Annotated in this window: 12 protein-coding genes; 3 read left to right on the top strand and 9 right to left on the bottom strand. The window is 54.4% G+C overall.

All coding sequences use genetic code 11. The features are described 5' to 3' along the window. Nucleotides 1-83: 83 nt before the first annotated feature. A complete protein-coding gene (locus tag BSZ31_RS07350; RefSeq protein WP_105028196.1) occupies nt 84-908 on the bottom strand; it encodes a hypothetical protein in 825 nt (274 codons plus the stop codon). Next, nucleotides 908-2,041 (bottom strand): glycosyltransferase family 4 protein, encoded by a 1,134-nt coding sequence (locus BSZ31_RS07345; protein WP_168426892.1) that lies wholly within the window; start codon nt 2,039-2,041, stop codon nt 908-910. Before BSZ31_RS07345 ends, BSZ31_RS07350 begins: the two co-directional genes overlap by 1 nt. Before the next feature lie 172 nt (nt 2,042-2,213). Here BSZ31_RS07345 and rfaQ point away from each other — a divergent pair, with 172 nt between their 5' ends. After that, nucleotides 2,214-3,248: a putative lipopolysaccharide heptosyltransferase III gene (gene rfaQ / locus BSZ31_RS07340; RefSeq protein ID WP_168426891.1), complete on the top strand. Its 1,035-nt coding sequence runs from the start codon at nt 2,214-2,216 to the stop codon at nt 3,246-3,248. Here rfaQ and msbA read toward each other — a convergent pair. The 4 genes from msbA to BSZ31_RS07320 all read right to left on the bottom strand — a co-directional run bounded on the left by msbA (nt 3,221) and on the right by BSZ31_RS07320 (nt 10,269). Beyond that, a complete protein-coding gene (gene msbA, locus BSZ31_RS07335) occupies nt 3,221-4,987 on the bottom strand; it encodes a lipid A export permease/ATP-binding protein MsbA (protein WP_105028193.1) in 1,767 nt (588 codons plus the stop codon). The two genes, rfaQ and msbA, sit on opposite strands and share 28 nt — an antisense overlap. A gap of 392 nt (nt 4,988-5,379) precedes the next feature. After that, nucleotides 5,380-8,910, bottom strand: coding sequence for a DNA polymerase III subunit alpha (gene dnaE / locus BSZ31_RS07330; RefSeq protein WP_105028192.1), 3,531 nt, complete (start codon nt 8,908-8,910; stop codon nt 5,380-5,382). Between the two features lie 61 nt (nt 8,911-8,971). Continuing rightward, nucleotides 8,972-9,532: a flavodoxin family protein gene (locus BSZ31_RS07325; protein WP_105028191.1), complete on the bottom strand. Its 561-nt coding sequence runs from the start codon at nt 9,530-9,532 to the stop codon at nt 8,972-8,974. 26 nt (nt 9,533-9,558) lie between these two features. After that, entirely contained in the window at nt 9,559-10,269 is a 711-nt protein-coding gene (locus tag BSZ31_RS07320) for a pirin family protein (protein WP_105029793.1), read from the bottom strand. 97 nt (nt 10,270-10,366) lie between these two features. Between BSZ31_RS07320 and BSZ31_RS07315 the strand changes: the two genes are divergently transcribed. Both BSZ31_RS07315 and gluQRS read left to right on the top strand, forming a co-directional pair. Further along, nucleotides 10,367-11,278, top strand: coding sequence for a LysR substrate-binding domain-containing protein (locus tag BSZ31_RS07315; protein ID WP_105028190.1), 912 nt, complete (start codon nt 10,367-10,369; stop codon nt 11,276-11,278). 3 nt (nt 11,279-11,281) lie between these two features. After that, complete coding sequence (gluQRS, locus tag BSZ31_RS07310; RefSeq protein ID WP_240605668.1) at nt 11,282-12,202, top strand: tRNA glutamyl-Q(34) synthetase GluQRS; 921 nt, start codon at nt 11,282-11,284, stop codon at nt 12,200-12,202. A gap of 29 nt (nt 12,203-12,231) precedes the next feature. On the opposite strand, the gene BSZ31_RS07305 is transcribed toward gluQRS, so the two are convergent. From BSZ31_RS07305 to BSZ31_RS07295, 3 genes are all read right to left on the bottom strand, one after another. Continuing rightward, nucleotides 12,232-13,851: a DEAD/DEAH box helicase gene (locus tag BSZ31_RS07305; protein WP_105028189.1), complete on the bottom strand. Its 1,620-nt coding sequence runs from the start codon at nt 13,849-13,851 to the stop codon at nt 12,232-12,234. Between the two features lie 119 nt (nt 13,852-13,970). Beyond that, nucleotides 13,971-14,900: an NAD(P)-dependent oxidoreductase gene (locus tag BSZ31_RS07300; protein WP_105028188.1), complete on the bottom strand. Its 930-nt coding sequence runs from the start codon at nt 14,898-14,900 to the stop codon at nt 13,971-13,973. Between the two features lie 89 nt (nt 14,901-14,989). After that, a complete protein-coding gene (locus BSZ31_RS07295; protein WP_146106630.1) occupies nt 14,990-16,570 on the bottom strand; it encodes a diguanylate cyclase in 1,581 nt (526 codons plus the stop codon). Between the last annotated feature and the right edge of the window lie 132 nt (nt 16,571-16,702).

Here is a 16,702-nt window from a genome sequence, read left to right as displayed (position 1 = left end):
CAAAAAGCCTTGTGAATGAAAAACTTAGAATTCCAGAACCAGGCAAACGAGGCACCAAAGCGGGAGACTGCGGAGGCCACGCATTAACTGTGACTTTTAACCAACAAGAGGCGGTCTGAGCGGCCCATTTCTGCGCAAATTAGGGTGATGGCTTCTGAAGCGCTGATCACCCGATCCGCGTACGCAATCAGGCCCATGGCCTGGGGCAAACCCAGTTGTAACCAGCCGGGCTGACTAGTACCCAATTGCCGGGCGAGTAATCGATTGCCCCCAACAATGGCAGCTACGGTTAAATGCGTGTTGCCGCCAAGCTGCGCAAGGCTGCATTGCAGGGCCTGCCATTGCAAATCAAGACTGGTGGGCGTATTTTCCTCGGCATACAGCAAGGCCACAGCCTTAGGCAGGCCGGGTGGGGTTTTGCGATAAAGCTGGGTTGCATAGGCCAAGGCTTGGGGCCCGGCCTGCAACAAGGGCCGTTCAGCGCGTAGAAGGCTTGGCAATTCCTGTTGCATGAATTGCCCCCCAACGCCCAACATTTTTTGAACATGCTGAAATTGTGCATCGGCTTGCTGGTTTTGCTCTGGCAAGGCCGCCAAAGCCGAAACCCCAATGCAAAGGTCAAGCTTCAAGCCACGCAGCTTTTTAAACTGGGCGCGTTTTTCAAGGTAATAAGAAAGGCGGGTTTGCGCCGGGCGGCGGGGTTCCAAGGCGCGCAAGGGGATGTACACGGGCACCCGTGCGTCCATTTCAAACAAAAACAAGCTGGCTTGGGGGCCAAATAATACCCAATCAGCACCGGGATATTCGGCCTGCAGTTGCCCCCATGCCGCGCGTGCTGCCATGGCATTGTGCAGCCCTTGGCCAAACCACACACCAATTCGCTGACTCGCTGGCAAACATCCAGACATCAAGAGCGACCCAACTGAGGTGTCTGAATGGTGCCCACCAAGCCGTCAATATTGCTTTGTTTGCCAAACTGGGCCAGCACGGTTTGCCGGCCCAGTGCTGCCATGTCTCGGGCTTTGTGGGGTTCAGTCAGCACAGCACCCAATGCTTGAACCCAGGCATCGAGCGCACCGGGCGCATGGGGCGCTGGGCACACATAACCTGTTACACCACTTTGTACAGTCTCGGGCAGGCCACCCACATTGCTGACCACCACAGGCACGCCCAAGCCCAGCGCTTCAATTTGGCTCATGCCCAAAGGCTCGTAACTGGAAGGCATGACCAACACATCCGCACGCTTGATGAGCGGTGCAACGGGGTTCAACATGCCCGGCAGCACCACATGCCTGCTCAGACCCAAACGCCGCGCTTCGGTTTCGATGGCCTGTCGGGTTTCACCCTCGCCGGCTGCCACGTACAACAAATTTGGAAACTGTGGGAGCAGGGCTTTCACCACCTGCAACATGAAACTGTGCCCCTTTTCTACCCTGAACATGGCCGCATGGGCAATCACCGGGCGCTGCTGCAAATCACTCAGGCGGGCATCAAGTTCAGCGGGCAAGCCCAGCGCCGCAGCGGCGGCGATGCTTTCAAAATCAACGCCAGGGTACAACACACCGATTTTCTCGGGCAGTACCCCACTGTTTTGCAGCAATTGGTCTTTCAAAGCCTGGCTGGGCGTGAAGGTTTGGTCAAACATCTGGTTGTAAGTGAATGCTTTGGCCGGGCCTGGTTGGTAGGTGCGCATGCGAATCAAGGTAGGCCGGGGCTTGAGCAAGCCAAGTTTTGCCAGGGCATGCACGGTTATTGAACACAAATTGGCATCGTGGCTGCTGTGGCACACCACCGCCACCGGCTTGTACTGCCGAACCAAATTGGCCAGCCTTAAAACACTGGGCGGGTGAATGGCATTGCGAAATGCCACAAACTCAACATTCAAACCTAGCTTGTAGGCTTCCTGAGAAATTCGGCTGCCTGGCCGACACAATATATAGGGGGTGTAACCTTTGGCCTTTATACCCACCGCCTGCTCAAGCAATTGCAGTTCTTGACCACCGATATTTTTAGAACTTTCAGAGAAGAAAATACTGGTCATTTGAATTGGAAAACAAAATTGGTTGAAATCACGGTCTATATTCGCTCTGTGTTTGCTCAACGTTTGTGCGGGTTCACTCGGCAGTTTAATGCGCCACCGCACACGCATGGGCGTGAATTCACTCTAATCAATACCGGGTTGAAATACTTTGCAGAAAATTTTGGTGATTAAATTGAGGCATCACGGTGATGTGCTGTTAACCACGGCCCTTTACCACGCCTTGCACGACCAATTTCCTGGCGTACAGGTTGATACCCTGATTTATAAAGAAACAACACCTCTGTTGCAAAACAATCCGCACCTTAACCGGGTGCTCTGTATTGACCGGAAACTGAAAGGCTTTGCAAGGCTGAAGGCCGAACTTGGACTGGTGTTTGAGACACGGCGTACTCGTTACGATGCCGTGGTGCATTTAACCGACCAATGGGTTGGTGCCCTGCTCGCTCGCTTTTCAAATGCGCCCGTGCGCGTACAAATGGCCTATGCAAAACGCGACAAGGCCCTGTGGCACGCCTGCTTTACACACCGTGTGGTACCCCCACCCCGGGGGCAAGCACACGCCGTGGAGCTAAACCTGCTGTGCCTGCAAGCCCTGGGCGTGAACCCCCGCAGCCTGCGCGGTGAAATGGTGTTGCGCCCAAGCCCTGAAAACCTGGACAAAGCCGACAAACTTTTGGCTGGGCACAGAGTGAACGGACCATTCGTATTGATTCACCCCGCTGCCCGTTGGCCTTTTAAGTGCTGGGAAGACGACAAGTTTGCCGACGTGGTGGTGCATTTGCTGAACCAAGGTTTGCACGTGGTACTCACCTGCAGCCCTGACCCAGTGGAGGTGGCGATGACAGCCGAAATAGAACGCTTGGCACGCGCCAAGTTTTCAACGGGTTCAAGCCAGTTGGTGAATGTGGGCGGCAAAATGAGCCTGCCCCTGTTGGCGGCTTTGCTGAAGTTAAGCAAGTTTTATGTGGGCGTGGATTCCGCACCCATGCACATGGCCGCGGCATTGAATGTGCCGCAGGTGGCGCTGTTTGGTCCCTCCTGGGTACAGGAATGGCGGCCTTGGTCGGACAAAGCCACCGTCATTTACGCGGGCGACTTTGGGCCACTTCCCCACCCCGACAGTATTAATACAGACGACACGACCCGTTTGCTGGCAGCCATTCCCACTGAAGTTGTGATTCAGTCAGTAGACAAACTTGTGGACTGATTTTGAATGGAATGCAGGTATTGGTATTTGCCCTGCCTGGCCAACAGTTCTTGGTGGGTGCCCTGCTCAATCAACTTGCCTTGGTCCAACACGATAATGAAATCGGCCGTGGTCAGTGTGGACAATCGATGTGCAATCACCAGTGTGGTTCGACCATGGCGCAATCGTTCCATGTCCTCTTGAACTTCACGCTCTGCTTCGGAATCGAGTGCAGAAGTGGCTTCATCGAGAATTAGAATTGGGGCGTTCTTAAGGAATGCCCGTGCGATTGAAATACGCTGGCGCTGGCCACCAGACAATCTCAGTCCGTTATCGCCCAGCACCGTATCCAGACCATTTTCAAGTTTTTCGATAAATGGCAGAGCATTGGCCATGCGGGCGGCATTCAAAATGGCTTCGTCGCTGGCACCACGCATTTCGCCGTAAGCAATGTTGTTGCGCACGGTGTCGTTCAGCAAATGGCTTTCCTGTGTTACCACAGCAATTTGGCGGCGAAGGCACTGCAAATCCCATTGTTTCAAATCAACACTGTCCAGCTTCACCACGCCACTTGTGGGGTCCAGAAAACGAGGCAACAAGTTGATCAATGTTGACTTGCCACCGCCCGACACACCCACAATACCCACGGTTTGCCCGGGTTTGACCCACAAATTAATATCAACCAGCGTAGGCGCCTCTGCGCCAGGAAAGGTAAGCCCCACTTTGTTGAATTCTATATAGCCCAGGGCCCGATCGGTGGTGTGGGTGCCGCTGGAATTTTCAACCGAGCGGTCTACTACCCGGAATACGTTGTCGGCAGCCGCCAAGCCCTTTTGAAGCTGCTGGTTAATGTTGGTCAGGCGCTTCACTGGGGCCAACAACATCATCATCGCGGTCATGAAAGAGGCGAAATCGCCCGCAGTCATACTGTCGCTTTCAGCCAAAATGCCAGCGAAATACACCACAGCAGCCACAGCAGCGGCAAGTATCCACTGAACAATTGCGGAGTTGGCCGCGCTGGTGGCCACCAGCTTCACGCGACTTTTCATGATTTCATCCGCGCTTTTCATAAAGCGATCGGTTTCAACCTGCTGCGCACCGTAAATCTTGATGATTTTTTGCGCGCCAATCACCTCGGAAATGCTTTGTACCAAATCGGCATGCGAGGTTTGCGCACTGTGTGCAAAGCGGTTCAAGCGCTTGGCTGCCACCGACACACCAATGGCTATCAAGGGAAGAATTGCAAAACAGATCAAGGTGAGCTGCCAGTTGGTGTAAAGCAAAATGGCCATGAGGCCGATCACGATTGCGCCATCGCGAATTAGCACAGTGATGATGTTGAAACCCGCTTCGGTGACCGCATCCACGTTGGTGGACACGGTGGAGATAATTTTACCGGCGGGTTGTTCTACAAAATACGAATTGGGGAAACGCAAAATGCGGGACAGCATGTCAAACCGCAAATCGTGAACAACGAGGCCAGCCAGCTTGGCGCTGCAATACTCGTTGATGTACGTGGCCAAACCACGGATAAGGAACAGCACAACAATAATGACCGGCAGCCACTTCGCCATTTCGGTTCGCTCGCCGGAAAAGTTCTCGTCGATCAGCGGCTTCATCAGGCTGGCAAACAAAGGCTCAGTGACAGCGGCAAACACCAGGGCAATAAGAGATGTCGCAAAGAGCGGCCAGTAACGAAGGCTGTAGGAAAGCAGACGTTTGTAAAGACCTTTGGCGGTGTAGTCAGTGATTTCGGGCATGCAGCGTGAACGTGGATTGGATGGTCGAAGTTTACACGGTTGTGTGTGGCTAGCGAGTGCGACTCAAGCGGCATGTGCTCGTCGCCCAATCAGCCTGTGCATGCTGCCCAGTCATCGCGTGTTCGCTTGCACAATCAGCGCGAATCCCAATCTGTCGCCAGAAAACCTGGTTTTCCCTTGCTGAGCCTTGCGATGCCTGAGAACGACCCTCCTAAACTGCAGGTCGGGTCCGTTCTCTGTTGCCCATGCTGGTCAACACCGGCCCTGCTCGGCACGCAAGGGCAGGTTTTCTTGAAGGCGAGGCGATTGGGACATCGCTGCTGATTGGGCTAGCTCAGCAAGCCCGACGAGTTGGCGACAGCGCCATAGTTTCCGCCAAACTGGCTGATCAATCAGCCAAACACCCACTTGGCATTGCCCTCACCCAGCCAACCTTGCATTTCAATCAGCAGGTCTTCTTCCGGGCGCACCTTCCAGTCGCTGCTCAGTTGCGCCACGCAGGCAGCCTGCCCATTGTGATAGTCAATTTCGACCAAACAACCCTGCACGGGATCGCGGAAAGGCTCCAGCATGGCGCGCAGCTTTTCAGCATCCGATTGCCCGTTCATGCTCAGCCTCAAGCGGCTAACAAAGTGGGCCCGGGCACTGGCCAGTGAATACAGGTTCTCGGCTGAAATTCGCAAGCCTCCGGTGTAAGAGTCTTCAGACACCTTGCCTTGCAGCACGAGTAGCGAATCTTCTTTGAGCAGGTTGCGGTTGGCTTCAAACTGCTCATTGAAAATTGACAATTCAACTTGCGCGGTAGAATCGTCGAGCAACACAACCGCGATTTTCCCGCGCTTGGTCATCATGGTGCGCAGCGATGCGATTACACCCGCCATCCACACCAAATCCCGGCCAGGCGACAGGTCTTTCAACTTCAGTTTGACGAACTGGCGCACTTTGTCTTCATCGGCCTTGAACAAATGCCCGCTGAAGTAATAACCCAAGGCCGCTTTTTCCTGCTGCAGCTTTTCACGTTCGCTCCAGGTGGGCACTTCCACCAATTCCGGCGGTGCATCGCCACCCAAGGCTTCACCGAACAAACTCACCTGTGCAGCTGTGGCGGCCTGTTGAGCAGCCCATTCCATGGCCTGCCCTGAACTGGCCAACAACCTGGCGCGGTCTGGGTTCAGAGAATCGAAAGCACCTGCGCGAATCAGTGCCTCAATCACCCGGCGATTGATCTGTTTGCTGTCTACACGCTTCACGAAATCGAAGAGACTGGTGAACGGACCATTGGCGTTGCGCTCGGCAACAATGGCCTCACAGGCAGCCTGGCCAGTTCCTTTTACAGCACCCAAACCGTAGCGAATGGCGCTTGCACGCTTCTCACCATCAATGCGCACCGCGGTAAAGCGGAAATTGGACTCGTTCACATCCGGACCCAGCATCGTGACCATGGTGCCGGCTTTCTTGCCCGGCACCTGACACATGGCCATGGCGTCTTCAACAAAGATTTTGACTTTGTCGGTGTCGTCCATGTCTGAACTCATGGACGCAGCCATGAATTCCGCTGGGTAATGTGCCTTTAACCAAGCTGTATGGTACGCAATTAGCGCATAAGCGGCCGAGTGCGATTTGTTGAAACCGTATTCTGCAAACTTTTCCATCAAGTCGAAAAGCTGCTTGGCCACGGCCGGGTCCACACCGCGCTCTGTGGCGCCAGTCGTGAAAATTTCACGCTGCTTGGCCATTTCCTCGGGCTTCTTTTTACCCATGGCTCGCCGCAACAGGTCAGCACCGCCCAAGCTATAGCCCGCCAGAATCTGGGCAACCAGCATCACCTGTTCTTGGTAAACAATCACACCGTAGGTGCTTTTCAGGATGCCTTCGAGCTTGGGGTGAAAGTACCACTCCGCGCGCCCTTTGCCGGTCTTGGAGGTTTCCTTTTTACGGGCAATGAAGTCGTCCACCATGCCGGAGCCCAAAGGGCCAGGACGGTTCAGCGCCATCAAGGCAATGATGTCTTCGAAGTTGTCGGGCTTCAGTTTCTTTTCCAGGTCTTTCGCGGAACGCGATTCAGACTGGAACACTGCAGTCGTGTTGCCCTCTGAAAACAACTGATACACCGCAGGGTCGTCCAGCGGCAAGTCTTCCAAGCGGAAGTCGCGCTGGTCTTCGTAGTTTTCCCGCACCCAACGCACTGCCCAATCCAGAATGGTCAGGTTGCGCAGGCCCAAGAAGTCGAACTTCACCAGGCCCACGGCTTCTACGTCGTCTTTGTCGTATTGCGACACCACAGAATCGGTTGAACCGTCAGCACAATACAAGGGACAAAAATCAGTCAACTTGCCCGGTGCGATCAACACGCCACCCGCGTGCATACCCACGTTGCGGGTCAGTCCCTCCAAAGGCCGCGCCACTGCGATGATTTCCTTGGCCTCGTCTTCGTTTTCCACCCGCTCCTTGAACGTGGGCTCTTCATTCAACGCGCGTTCAAGGTCCCACGGGTCCGTGGGCGTTTGCGGAATCAACTTGGACAGGCCGTCGCAATACATATAGGGCATGTCGAGCACACGGCCCGCATCGCGAATGACCGCTTTCGCACCCAAGGTACCGAAGGTTGCGATTTGGCTAACCGCATCGCGCCCGTAGTTTTGCTTCACGTAATCGATGACGCGGTCGCGGTTGTCCTGGCAAAAGTCGATGTCGAAGTCAGGCATGGAAACCCGCTCGGGATTCAGAAACCGCTCGAACAGCAAGTCGTACCGCAACGGGTCAAGATCGGTAATGCCTAGGGCATACGCCACCAGCGAGCCTGCACCAGACCCCCGCCCTGGGCCCACAGGCACGCCATTTTTTTTGCCCCAGTTAATGAAGTCTTGAACAATCAGGAAGTAACCGGGAAAGCCCATACCGATAATGGTGTCGCATTCAATTTTCAAACGCGCTTCGTATTCCGGGCGCATCTTTTCCCGTTCCTCTATGTTCGGGAACAGGTGCGTCAAGCGTTTTTCCAAACCTTCCTTGGACAAATGCACAAGGTAGTCGTCAAGCGTCATGCCGTCTGGCGTGGGGAATGCGGGCAACTTGGGTTTGCCCAATTCCAGCGTTAAATTACAACGCTGGGCAATTCGAATACTGTTGCGGATGGCGCTGGGAATGTCGGCAAACAGTTCTGCCATTTCCTGCGCAGTTTTGAAATACTGCTGCTCGGTAAAACGACGTGGCCTGCGCGGGTTCGACAAAATTTCGCCCTGTGCAATACACACCCGCGCTTCATGCGCACGGAAGTCTTCAGGCTTCAAAAACTGAATCGGGTGCGTGGCCACCACAGGCAGCTGCAACTTGGCCGCCAACTGACAACTTAAATTCACCAGGTTCTCGGCCTGGGTGGACCCATCGCGCTGAAGCTCAATGTAATAGCGCCCCTCGAAATACTTCAGGAATTTGCGGGCTGAGTCTTCAGCGCGGGCCATGTTGCCACCCAGCAAAAACTGGCCGACATCGGAATTGGCAAACCCGGAGACGGCGATCAGGCCATCACAACCTACCTCATCAAACCATTCAAACTTCAGCGTGGCTTTTCCGCGTTTCTGATTGCGCAAGAAGGCACGGCTTAGAAGCTCGCAAAGCTGCAAATAGCCTTTGTGGTTTTGCACCAGCAACAGCACGCGGGCGGGCTGTTCTTCATCGCGATCGCTTTCAATCCACACATCGCAAGCCGCAATTGGCTTGACACCGGCACCGCGTGCCTTGCCGTAAAACTTGATCAAACCAAACAGGTTGGACAGATCGGAGATGGCCAGCGCGGGCATGCCACAGCCAGCGGCGGCTTTGACGGCCTCGCCCACGCGCACCATACCATCGAGCACCGAAAATTCAGTGTGCATGCGCAGGTGAACAAACGTGGAAGGCAATGTGGGGGATGAATTTGTCATCCCCCCATTTTATCCGCAAACGGATATTTGATTACAGCCGATTTACGTCTTGGGCCAACTATTAGCCAGCCAGCCTCTTGGCAAACTCAGCCACCCGGGCACCATAAACTTTCGCAGTTTCCAGGTCAGAAGCAGGCGGAGTCACGTCTGCCGGGGCATTGTCCGATTGAGTCATCACACCCACCCAAGAACCCACGCGGTTCAGTTCATTTACATCGCCAGGCCTCTGGGCACCCGGGGTGGCACTGCCCACCCAGATCATGCCGTGTTGCATGGCGTAGGTTACGAAATACTGAAGCGTGCTCAACTTGTCGCCACTCATGGAAAGCGAATTGGTAAAGCCGCCCGCCACCTTGTTCTTCCAGCCTTGGCTGAACCACACCTTGCTGGAAGCGTCTGCAAACTTTTTGAAGTCCGCCGAGGCACCGCCCATGTAGGTGGGTGAGCCGAAAATGATGGCATCAGCCTTGGCCAATACGTCCCAAGTGGCGTCGTTCACGTCGTTGACTGAAATGAGGTGGGTTTGTACACCCGCCACGCCCGCTGCACCTTGTTCAACGGCCTGCGCCACTTTGGCTGTGTGACCATAACCACTGTGATAAACAATTGCTACTTGTGTCATTTTTTACTCCCTTGTTGTTTTAACAATCAAGCTGGCAAGTCGAAGAAAAGTACCTCGGCCTGTTCGCTCACATCAAAATTCAATTCCCGCTCACCGGCAATCAACAGTGCATCCCCGGTTTGAAGCAACACATTGCCCACATTCAAAGAACCCTTCGCCACATGCAAATAGCCTTTGCGTGCCGGGTCCAACTCACGGTGTACGCTTTGATTGCTCAAGCGGCCTGCGTACATTTTTGCGTCCTGGTGAATAAAGGCGATTTTTTTCGCATCAGCCTCGGCCCTGTCGCCTGTCACGATCAGACCAAGCTGACCGGTGATTGTGGCTACATCCAGATCGTGGTCCTTGTAACCAGGCTCCACGCCATTCACGGCAGGCTCAATCCAGATTTGCAGCAAGTGAGCCACATCGGTTTTGTGCGCATTCATTTCTGAATGTCGAATACCGGTGCCTGCACTCATGCGCTGAATCTGATTGGGCTTGATGGCCGAACCACCACCCAAACTGTCCCGGTGGCTAAGCTCGCCACCCAACATGTAAGTAATAATTTCCATGTCGCGGTGACCGTGCGTGCCAAAACCGGTTTGCGGCTGAACCCAGTCTTCATTGATTACGCGCAGTGGGCCGAAACCCATGTGCTTGGGATCGTAGTAGCTGGAAAAAGAAAAGCTGTGATAGCTCTCAAGCCAACCATGGTTGGCGTAACCGCGCTCGTTGGATTTTCTGATCTGGAACATGTTCAACCTCCTGTTGAATGATGAATTCAGTGTAGGTGGTGCCATACGGCCAAACAAGGCGTAGAATTTGACGAACTCATTCAAAAAAACTGAACCCATGACCATCAACCTCGACAGCCTAGCCCTGCTTGAATTGATTGAAGCGCGGGGCAGTTTTGCCGCCGCCGCCGTGGCCCTGAACAAGGCACCTTCGGCGATCACCTACCAACTTCGGCAGCTGGAAGACAGTCTGGATGTTCTGATTTACGACCGGTCTGGCCACAAAGCCAAACTAACCCCTGCGGGCAAAGCCCTGTTGGAAGAGGGTCGCAAGTTACTTGAAAGCACCGATGCACTCACCAAGCGCGTGAAAGCCGTGGCCAGTGGTTGGGAGGCCGAGCTGCGTATTGTGCTGGATTCCGTGGTGCCGTTCGAAAAAGCCATACCCTGGATTCAGGCATTCGATGCGCTGGAAAGCCCGACACGGCTGCGTTTCTCAAGCGAGGTGTTGTCGGGCACCTGGGAGGCTTTGTACTCAGGTCGAGCCGACCTGTTGATTGGCAGCCGCCTGGATCAAAACCAGTTTGCCAGCGCCACCGGGCTGCACATTCAAAGCTTCGGGCAATCGCTGTTTGTGTTTGCAGTGGCCCCAAGCCACCCGCTGGCCAATGCGGAGGAACCGCTGTGCATCGACACCATTCGCCAGTACCGTGCGGTAGCCGTTGGCGACACGTCCCGCAACTTCAAGCCGCTTACTTTTGGCTTGCAAAGCGGGCAGGCCGTGCTGACGGTGCCCAATCTTCAGGCGAAAATGAAGGCACAACTGGCCGGCCTGGGTTGCGGCTGGCTACCCTGGAACCTGATTGAGCAAGAGGTGGCCAACGGAGAACTGCTTGTGAAAAAAACCGAAGACAGTACCCGCCAGAGCAGCCTGTGCTTTGCCTGGCAACGGGGCAGCCAAGGCAAGGCACTGGACTGGTGGACCCAACACCTGGCCACGGTACAACTTAACTTTCAACCACCTCAATAAATAGTGCTGAACACACCTGCACAAACGCCCTACGTTGGCCGCTTTGCCCCCTCGCCCACTGGCCCCTTGCATTTGGGTTCGCTGGCCACCGCGCTTGGTAGCTTTCTGGATGCCAGGGTGCACCACGGGCAATGGCTTTTGCGCATTGAAGACATTGACGAGGGGCGTTGCGACACGGCTTCTGTTGAACACATTCTTCACACCTTGAAACGCCATGGCCTTCAATGGCAAGGCGAAGTGTGGGTGCAATCGCAACGGCACTCGGTGTATGAAGTGGCCTTGAAACGATTGAGCGTGCTAAACCTGACCTACCCTTGCGCCTGCACCCGCAAAGAAATCGACGATGTCAATTCAACGCGCGCGCCAGGCCAGAATCGTATTTACCCCGGCACGTGCCGGCACGGCATGCCAGCTGGCCGGGAAGCCCGAGCCATTCGTTTTCGCTGCCCAGTTGAACCTGTGCAATGGCAAGACCACAGGCTAGGGCGGTTTGAAGACGACTTGAATACCAGCAGTGGTGATTTTGTATTGAAACGGGGCGATGGATTTTGGGCCTACCACCTAGTCGTGGTTGTCGATGATTTGGCCAGCAAGGTAACGCACATTGTGCGCGGTGAAGACCTGACCGACACCACCGCCCGACAAATTGCAGTGTGGAACGCACTGCAAAGCGGGCTTGAGACACAAGCGGTTATAAAGCCCCCTGCCTACTGGCACTTGCCTGTGATCTTGGCCGAAGACGGGCAAAAGCTTTCCAAACAAACCGGTGCTTTGGCTGTGCCCGAACACGACCCTGTGCTGAACTTGAATACCGTGTGGCAACACTTCGGTTTGGGCAAAATAAAAGCCACTGAAGTGACTCAGTGGCTTGAATTGGCGACTCTGGTTTGGGCCAATTATCGGGCAGCGCAAGCTGCGCGATAAGTCTTAATTGCGTGGCTCAGGTTCTGGGCTTAGTTTCTCGGACTACCACCCAACAAAAACGCCACAGGCGCGGCATTCTTGTTTTTTGGTTTGTTGTTGCCAACCGAAGACTGACCCGAAGCAGCAGCTTCACCAGCGGCCTTGTCTTCCTTGGATTCTTGATAAGGCTGATTGAACAACGAGTCTTTCACACGTGTTTGGGCCAGCTTGGCACGCAAGCGTTCGTATTCCGCATCGCGGTGAATTGGCGCATTGTCGTTGAAACGGGCCCCCTGATAAGACATATCACGTGAAGGGCGGCGTTCACGGGCTGGTGCAGCCTCATCACCACTTCGTGCAGGGCGACGGTCGGAACGACCCTCGTAAGTGCGGCCCTCATTGCGGCCTTCGCCACGTCCCTCGCTGCGACCTTCGCGACCGCCTCGCTCTTCCCTTGGCGCGCGTACCCCAGGCACAAAGCCCTCAAGTTCTTCACGCACAAAGGCTTTGCCAATCAGCTTTTCAATGTCTTTCAAGGCACGTTCATCGCGTTTTACGACAAACGAATACGCAGTGCCCTTGGCGCCAGCACGGCCAGTGCGGCCAATGCGGTGCACATAATCTTCAGGCGTGGTGGGCAGGTCGTAGTTGATCACGCAAGGCAAATCAGCAATGTCCAAACCGCGTGCGGCTACATCGGTGGCCACAAGCACCGTCACTTCACCAGCCTTGAAGGCTTCAAGCGACTTGGTTCGCTCAATCTGGGTTTTGTCGCCATGAATGGCTGTGCTCGATACACCTTCTTTTTCAAGGTGACGCGCCAAACGGGCAGTGCCCAGCTTGGTGTTTGAAAACACAATGACCTGGCTTAGCGCTTTGCTTTGAATCAGGTGGCAAACCGCCATGCGTTTGTCTTCTTCGCTGTCGAGCGCGAAAATAACCTGTTTGATGTTCTCGGAAGTTGCATTGCGGCGCGCCACTTCAATCAATGTTGGCGACACCATGAAGCTTTTGGCCAGCTTCTGGATTTCCGGTGAAAACGTGGCCGAGAACAACAGGTTCTGGCGCGTTTTAGGCAACAAGTTGATGATTCGTTGCAGGTCGGGCAAAAAGCCCATGTCCAGCATGCGGTCGGCTTCATCCAGCACCAGCACCTGCACTTGTCCCAAGTTAATGCTTTTTTGCTGAACGTGATCCAGCAAGCGCCCAGGCGTGGCAATCACCAACTCAACCCCACGGCGCAAAGCCTGAATCTGGGGGTTAATGTCAACACCGCCGTACACCACAGTGGAACGCAGAGGTGTGAACTTGGCGTAGGTGTGCACATTGGCAGCAACCTGGTCAGCCAACTCCCGAGTGGGCGTCAAAATAAGCGCACGAACCGGGTGGCGGGCAGGCGACGTGTTCTCCGTGGCCAGCGGCATCAAGCGGTTCAAAATCGGCAATGAGAAGCCAGCGGTTTTGCCCGTACCGGTCTGGGCCGCGCCCATCACGTCCACGCCAGTCAGCACCACTGGAATGGCTTTGGCTTGAATGGGTGTAGGTTGGGTGTACCCCTGGGCATCAATGGCTTTCTGGATGTCGGGGTGCAGCGCGAAGTCTGCAAAGGTTACATTCGCGAGTGCAGCTTCTTCAGCTGCGCTGGTGGTATACGGTTCAGTTTGTGTCATGCACGCATTCTAAGCCTATTTGGTGCTTATTATTTGTGCAATCGCTTTAAATTCACTTGCTGCACCGGCTGGGTGCAGCAAATGTACTTTTCATACAACAGCCAATCGACCCAGTCTGCTTACAGGTTTTCAGCAATAAACTCGTCCACATGTTTAATGGCCAAACGCCCAGCGTTGGCCTGCGAACTTTCGGTGCCCCAAGCCACGTGTGGCGTGATAATGCAGCGCGGGTGCTGCCACTGCACCATCAGGTGATCGCGGGGCGGCGGCTCTACTTCCAGCACATCGAGTGCAGCACCGCCCAAGTGCCCACTTTCTATGGCTTGTTTCAGCGCATCAAACTGCACCAAACCACCGCGTGCAGTGTTAATCAGTATCGCGCCCTTTTTCATTTTGGGAATGGTGTCGGGACCAATCAAACCCTTCGTTTGCTCATTCAGGGGGCAATGCAGGCTGAGCACATCGCTGTGGGCCAGTCCGTGCTCGAAAGTCACATACCCCTCACGAGGTTTTTCAACGCCTTGGCGTTCAATGTGCAAAATAGTCATGCCAAAAGCCTTGGCAAATTCAATCAGCTTGCCGCCAATCGCCCCGCTACCCAGCACGCCCAGTGTTTGGGTGTGCAGGCCACGCATGGGCAGTGTGTGCAGGCAAAAAAAGCGCGATGCACTCCAACTGCCATCGTGCACCAGCGCTTCCCACTCGGGTACGCGGCGGGTCAACTGCAAAATACACGCCATGGCGTGCTCAGCCACGGATTCGGGGCCGTAATTCACCACATTGCTTACCTTGATGCCGCGCTCGGCACAAGCCGCTTTGTCCACGTTGTCGGTACCCGTGGCCACCAATTGAATCATTTTCAGTTTAGGTGCTGCGTCCAGCTCGGCCGGGCCAATTTTCACCTTGTTGATAATCAGAATTTCCGCTTCCTTGATGCGCTCTTTGAGCGTGTCTGCAGTGGTGAAAGGGTATTCAGTCCACGTGTGCGCGCACTCTGGACGGGGCAAAGGGGTACGTACGGTTTCGCTTTCCAGCCAAACAATGTTCATGGTCTTGTGTCTCCAGTTCAGTTGCTAGAAGGCTACCGGCTAATCGCTGGCTTCGACACTGGGGCTAACCATGAAAACATTTGACCAACTTAGACCTTGACTGCTGCATCACCAAGCAAAAGTTCAGTGGCCACTCCGGCAATTCGATAGCAGTTTTTACCCGCCTTCTTGGCTTGATACATTTGCTCATCGCTAATTTCAAGCAGCTGTTGAATGGAATGCCCATGCAGTGGGTGCATGGCCGCGCCAATGCTGCACGACACCGTCAAACCATGGTTTTGCCGAACACGCACCAATAGCTTGTCGCAGGCAAATGATTCAATAATTCGTTCCGCAATGTTTTTAAGCAATTGAATATTACAGCGGGCCACAATAATGGCGAATTCGTCGCCGCCCAAGCGCGCAACATGGTCCACGTTTCGAGTTGCGCCCTTCAGCAATGTGGCACTGGTCTTCAAAATTTGATCGCCGGCTTTGTGGCCCAGGGTGTCATTCACGGCCTTGAACCCGTCAAGGTCGAGAAACATAAGCCCAAGAGTTTCTCCCGGCAGCAATCGCGAAAGCCGAGCCTCAAGGGTCATATCGAACCCCCGTCGGTTCAGCACGCCAGTCAGTGGATCGCGCTCTACCTCATTGCGCAAGTCCTCCACATTTTTGCGAATACTGACGTCGTCTACAATCAACACCGCATGGGCACCCTGAATTTTGTCGTTGTACACCGCAAACCGGAATTGCAGCACCCGGCCATCCGTAAAATTCAGTTCAACAGGCATCTCATGATTCCCAAAATAATCAGTCACCAAGTCTTTCAAACGAATTCGCTGCTCTCGAACCACCCCCGCTTGAATCAACACCGACTCAAGCTTCGCCGACTCGGGATTGAGTGTTTCAATTTTCAGCATTTTTGCCAGGGCTTTGTTCAAGTAAAGCAAGTTGAAATGCTCATCCAGATAAGCAACGCCACTGGCCAGAGACGACAACAGCATATCGAGTCGGTTTTTCTCAGACACCGACCGTGCGTGGCTTTGCTCCATGGCCTTCATTTGCAATTCAATGGCCTGGGCCATGCTGTTGAAGGCCGCACCCAAACAGGAAATTTCGTCACGCCCGGTCACCTCGATTCGGGACTGAATTTTTCCAGACTGCAATTCCATGGCCTTGCTGCGAAGGTCCTCGAGCCGGGCAGACAGGGTATTGCTCAAGCCCAACAGAATCATTGAGCAGGCCAGCGCACTCAATAAAAACACACCGGCCAGGTAAAACAGCATGTCATTGCGGCCCCGGTACACTTCGTTTTCATCAAACAACACCTTCAGTTGTTGCCCGGTATTTGGTAAATCAAAAATCGACAACAAAGGGGTTGCCGCCGGGGTCAGGTCGTCGGGCACGTCGCCCATGGCATAAGCCATCTCGCTGCCCTCGTTCACCCACACGGCTGCGGGTTTGTGGCGCGAGTAGAAATCCCGAACGATTGAAGAAAGTGCGTTCAGCGAATGGCTGTTGTTGGCCAAATGAGCCTTGGTCAGTTCGGATTGAAAACTTTCCTGAATGCGAAGCAGGTCCTGCTCGGCCAATTTGCCCATGTGTATGTATTGAATGGTCGTGAAAATGCCCCCCAGCAGCAACTGGGCTACAAACGTAGTAAGCAACCATTTCCACTTGAAAGACATTGTGAACAAACCCGTTTTGGATAAGGTACACAACCAGTATGTGGGTTCGCTGCGCAAGCGGTAATCCCACGAGAGGGGCACATTGTCAGCAATCGCAAAAAAAATGACTTATTTCTGCAAAGGGGTGTTGTG

Origin of the sequence: Limnobacter sp. SAORIC-690 (assembly GCF_002954425.1) — a bacterium.
In the GTDB taxonomy this organism is placed as follows: Bacteria; Pseudomonadota; Gammaproteobacteria; order Burkholderiales; family Burkholderiaceae_B; genus Limnobacter; species Limnobacter profundi.
This window is presented reverse-complemented; position numbering and strand designations above follow the sequence as displayed.

Excerpts from the sequence above, each read along its gene's own strand:
- BSZ31_RS07350 (WP_105028196.1), bottom strand. The coding sequence starts at position 908 with ATGTCTGGATGTTTGCCAGCGAGTCAGCGAATTGGTGTGTGGTTTGGC.
- BSZ31_RS07345 (WP_168426892.1), bottom strand. The coding sequence starts at position 2,041 with ATGACCAGTATTTTCTTCTCTGAAAGTTCTAAAAATATCGGTGGTCAA.
- msbA (WP_105028193.1), bottom strand. The coding sequence starts at position 4,987 with ATGCCCGAAATCACTGACTACACCGCCAAAGGTCTTTACAAACGTCTG.
- dnaE (WP_105028192.1), bottom strand. The coding sequence starts at position 8,910 with ATGACAAATTCATCCCCCACATTGCCTTCCACGTTTGTTCACCTGCGC.
- BSZ31_RS07325 (WP_105028191.1), bottom strand. The coding sequence starts at position 9,532 with ATGACACAAGTAGCAATTGTTTATCACAGTGGTTATGGTCACACAGCC.
- BSZ31_RS07320 (WP_105029793.1), bottom strand. The coding sequence starts at position 10,269 with ATGTTCCAGATCAGAAAATCCAACGAGCGCGGTTACGCCAACCATGGT.
- BSZ31_RS07315 (WP_105028190.1), top strand. The coding sequence starts at position 10,367 with ATGACCATCAACCTCGACAGCCTAGCCCTGCTTGAATTGATTGAAGCG.
- BSZ31_RS07305 (WP_105028189.1), bottom strand. The coding sequence starts at position 13,851 with ATGACACAAACTGAACCGTATACCACCAGCGCAGCTGAAGAAGCTGCA.
- BSZ31_RS07300 (WP_105028188.1), bottom strand. The coding sequence starts at position 14,900 with ATGAACATTGTTTGGCTGGAAAGCGAAACCGTACGTACCCCTTTGCCC.
- BSZ31_RS07295 (WP_146106630.1), bottom strand. The coding sequence starts at position 16,570 with ATGTCTTTCAAGTGGAAATGGTTGCTTACTACGTTTGTAGCCCAGTTG.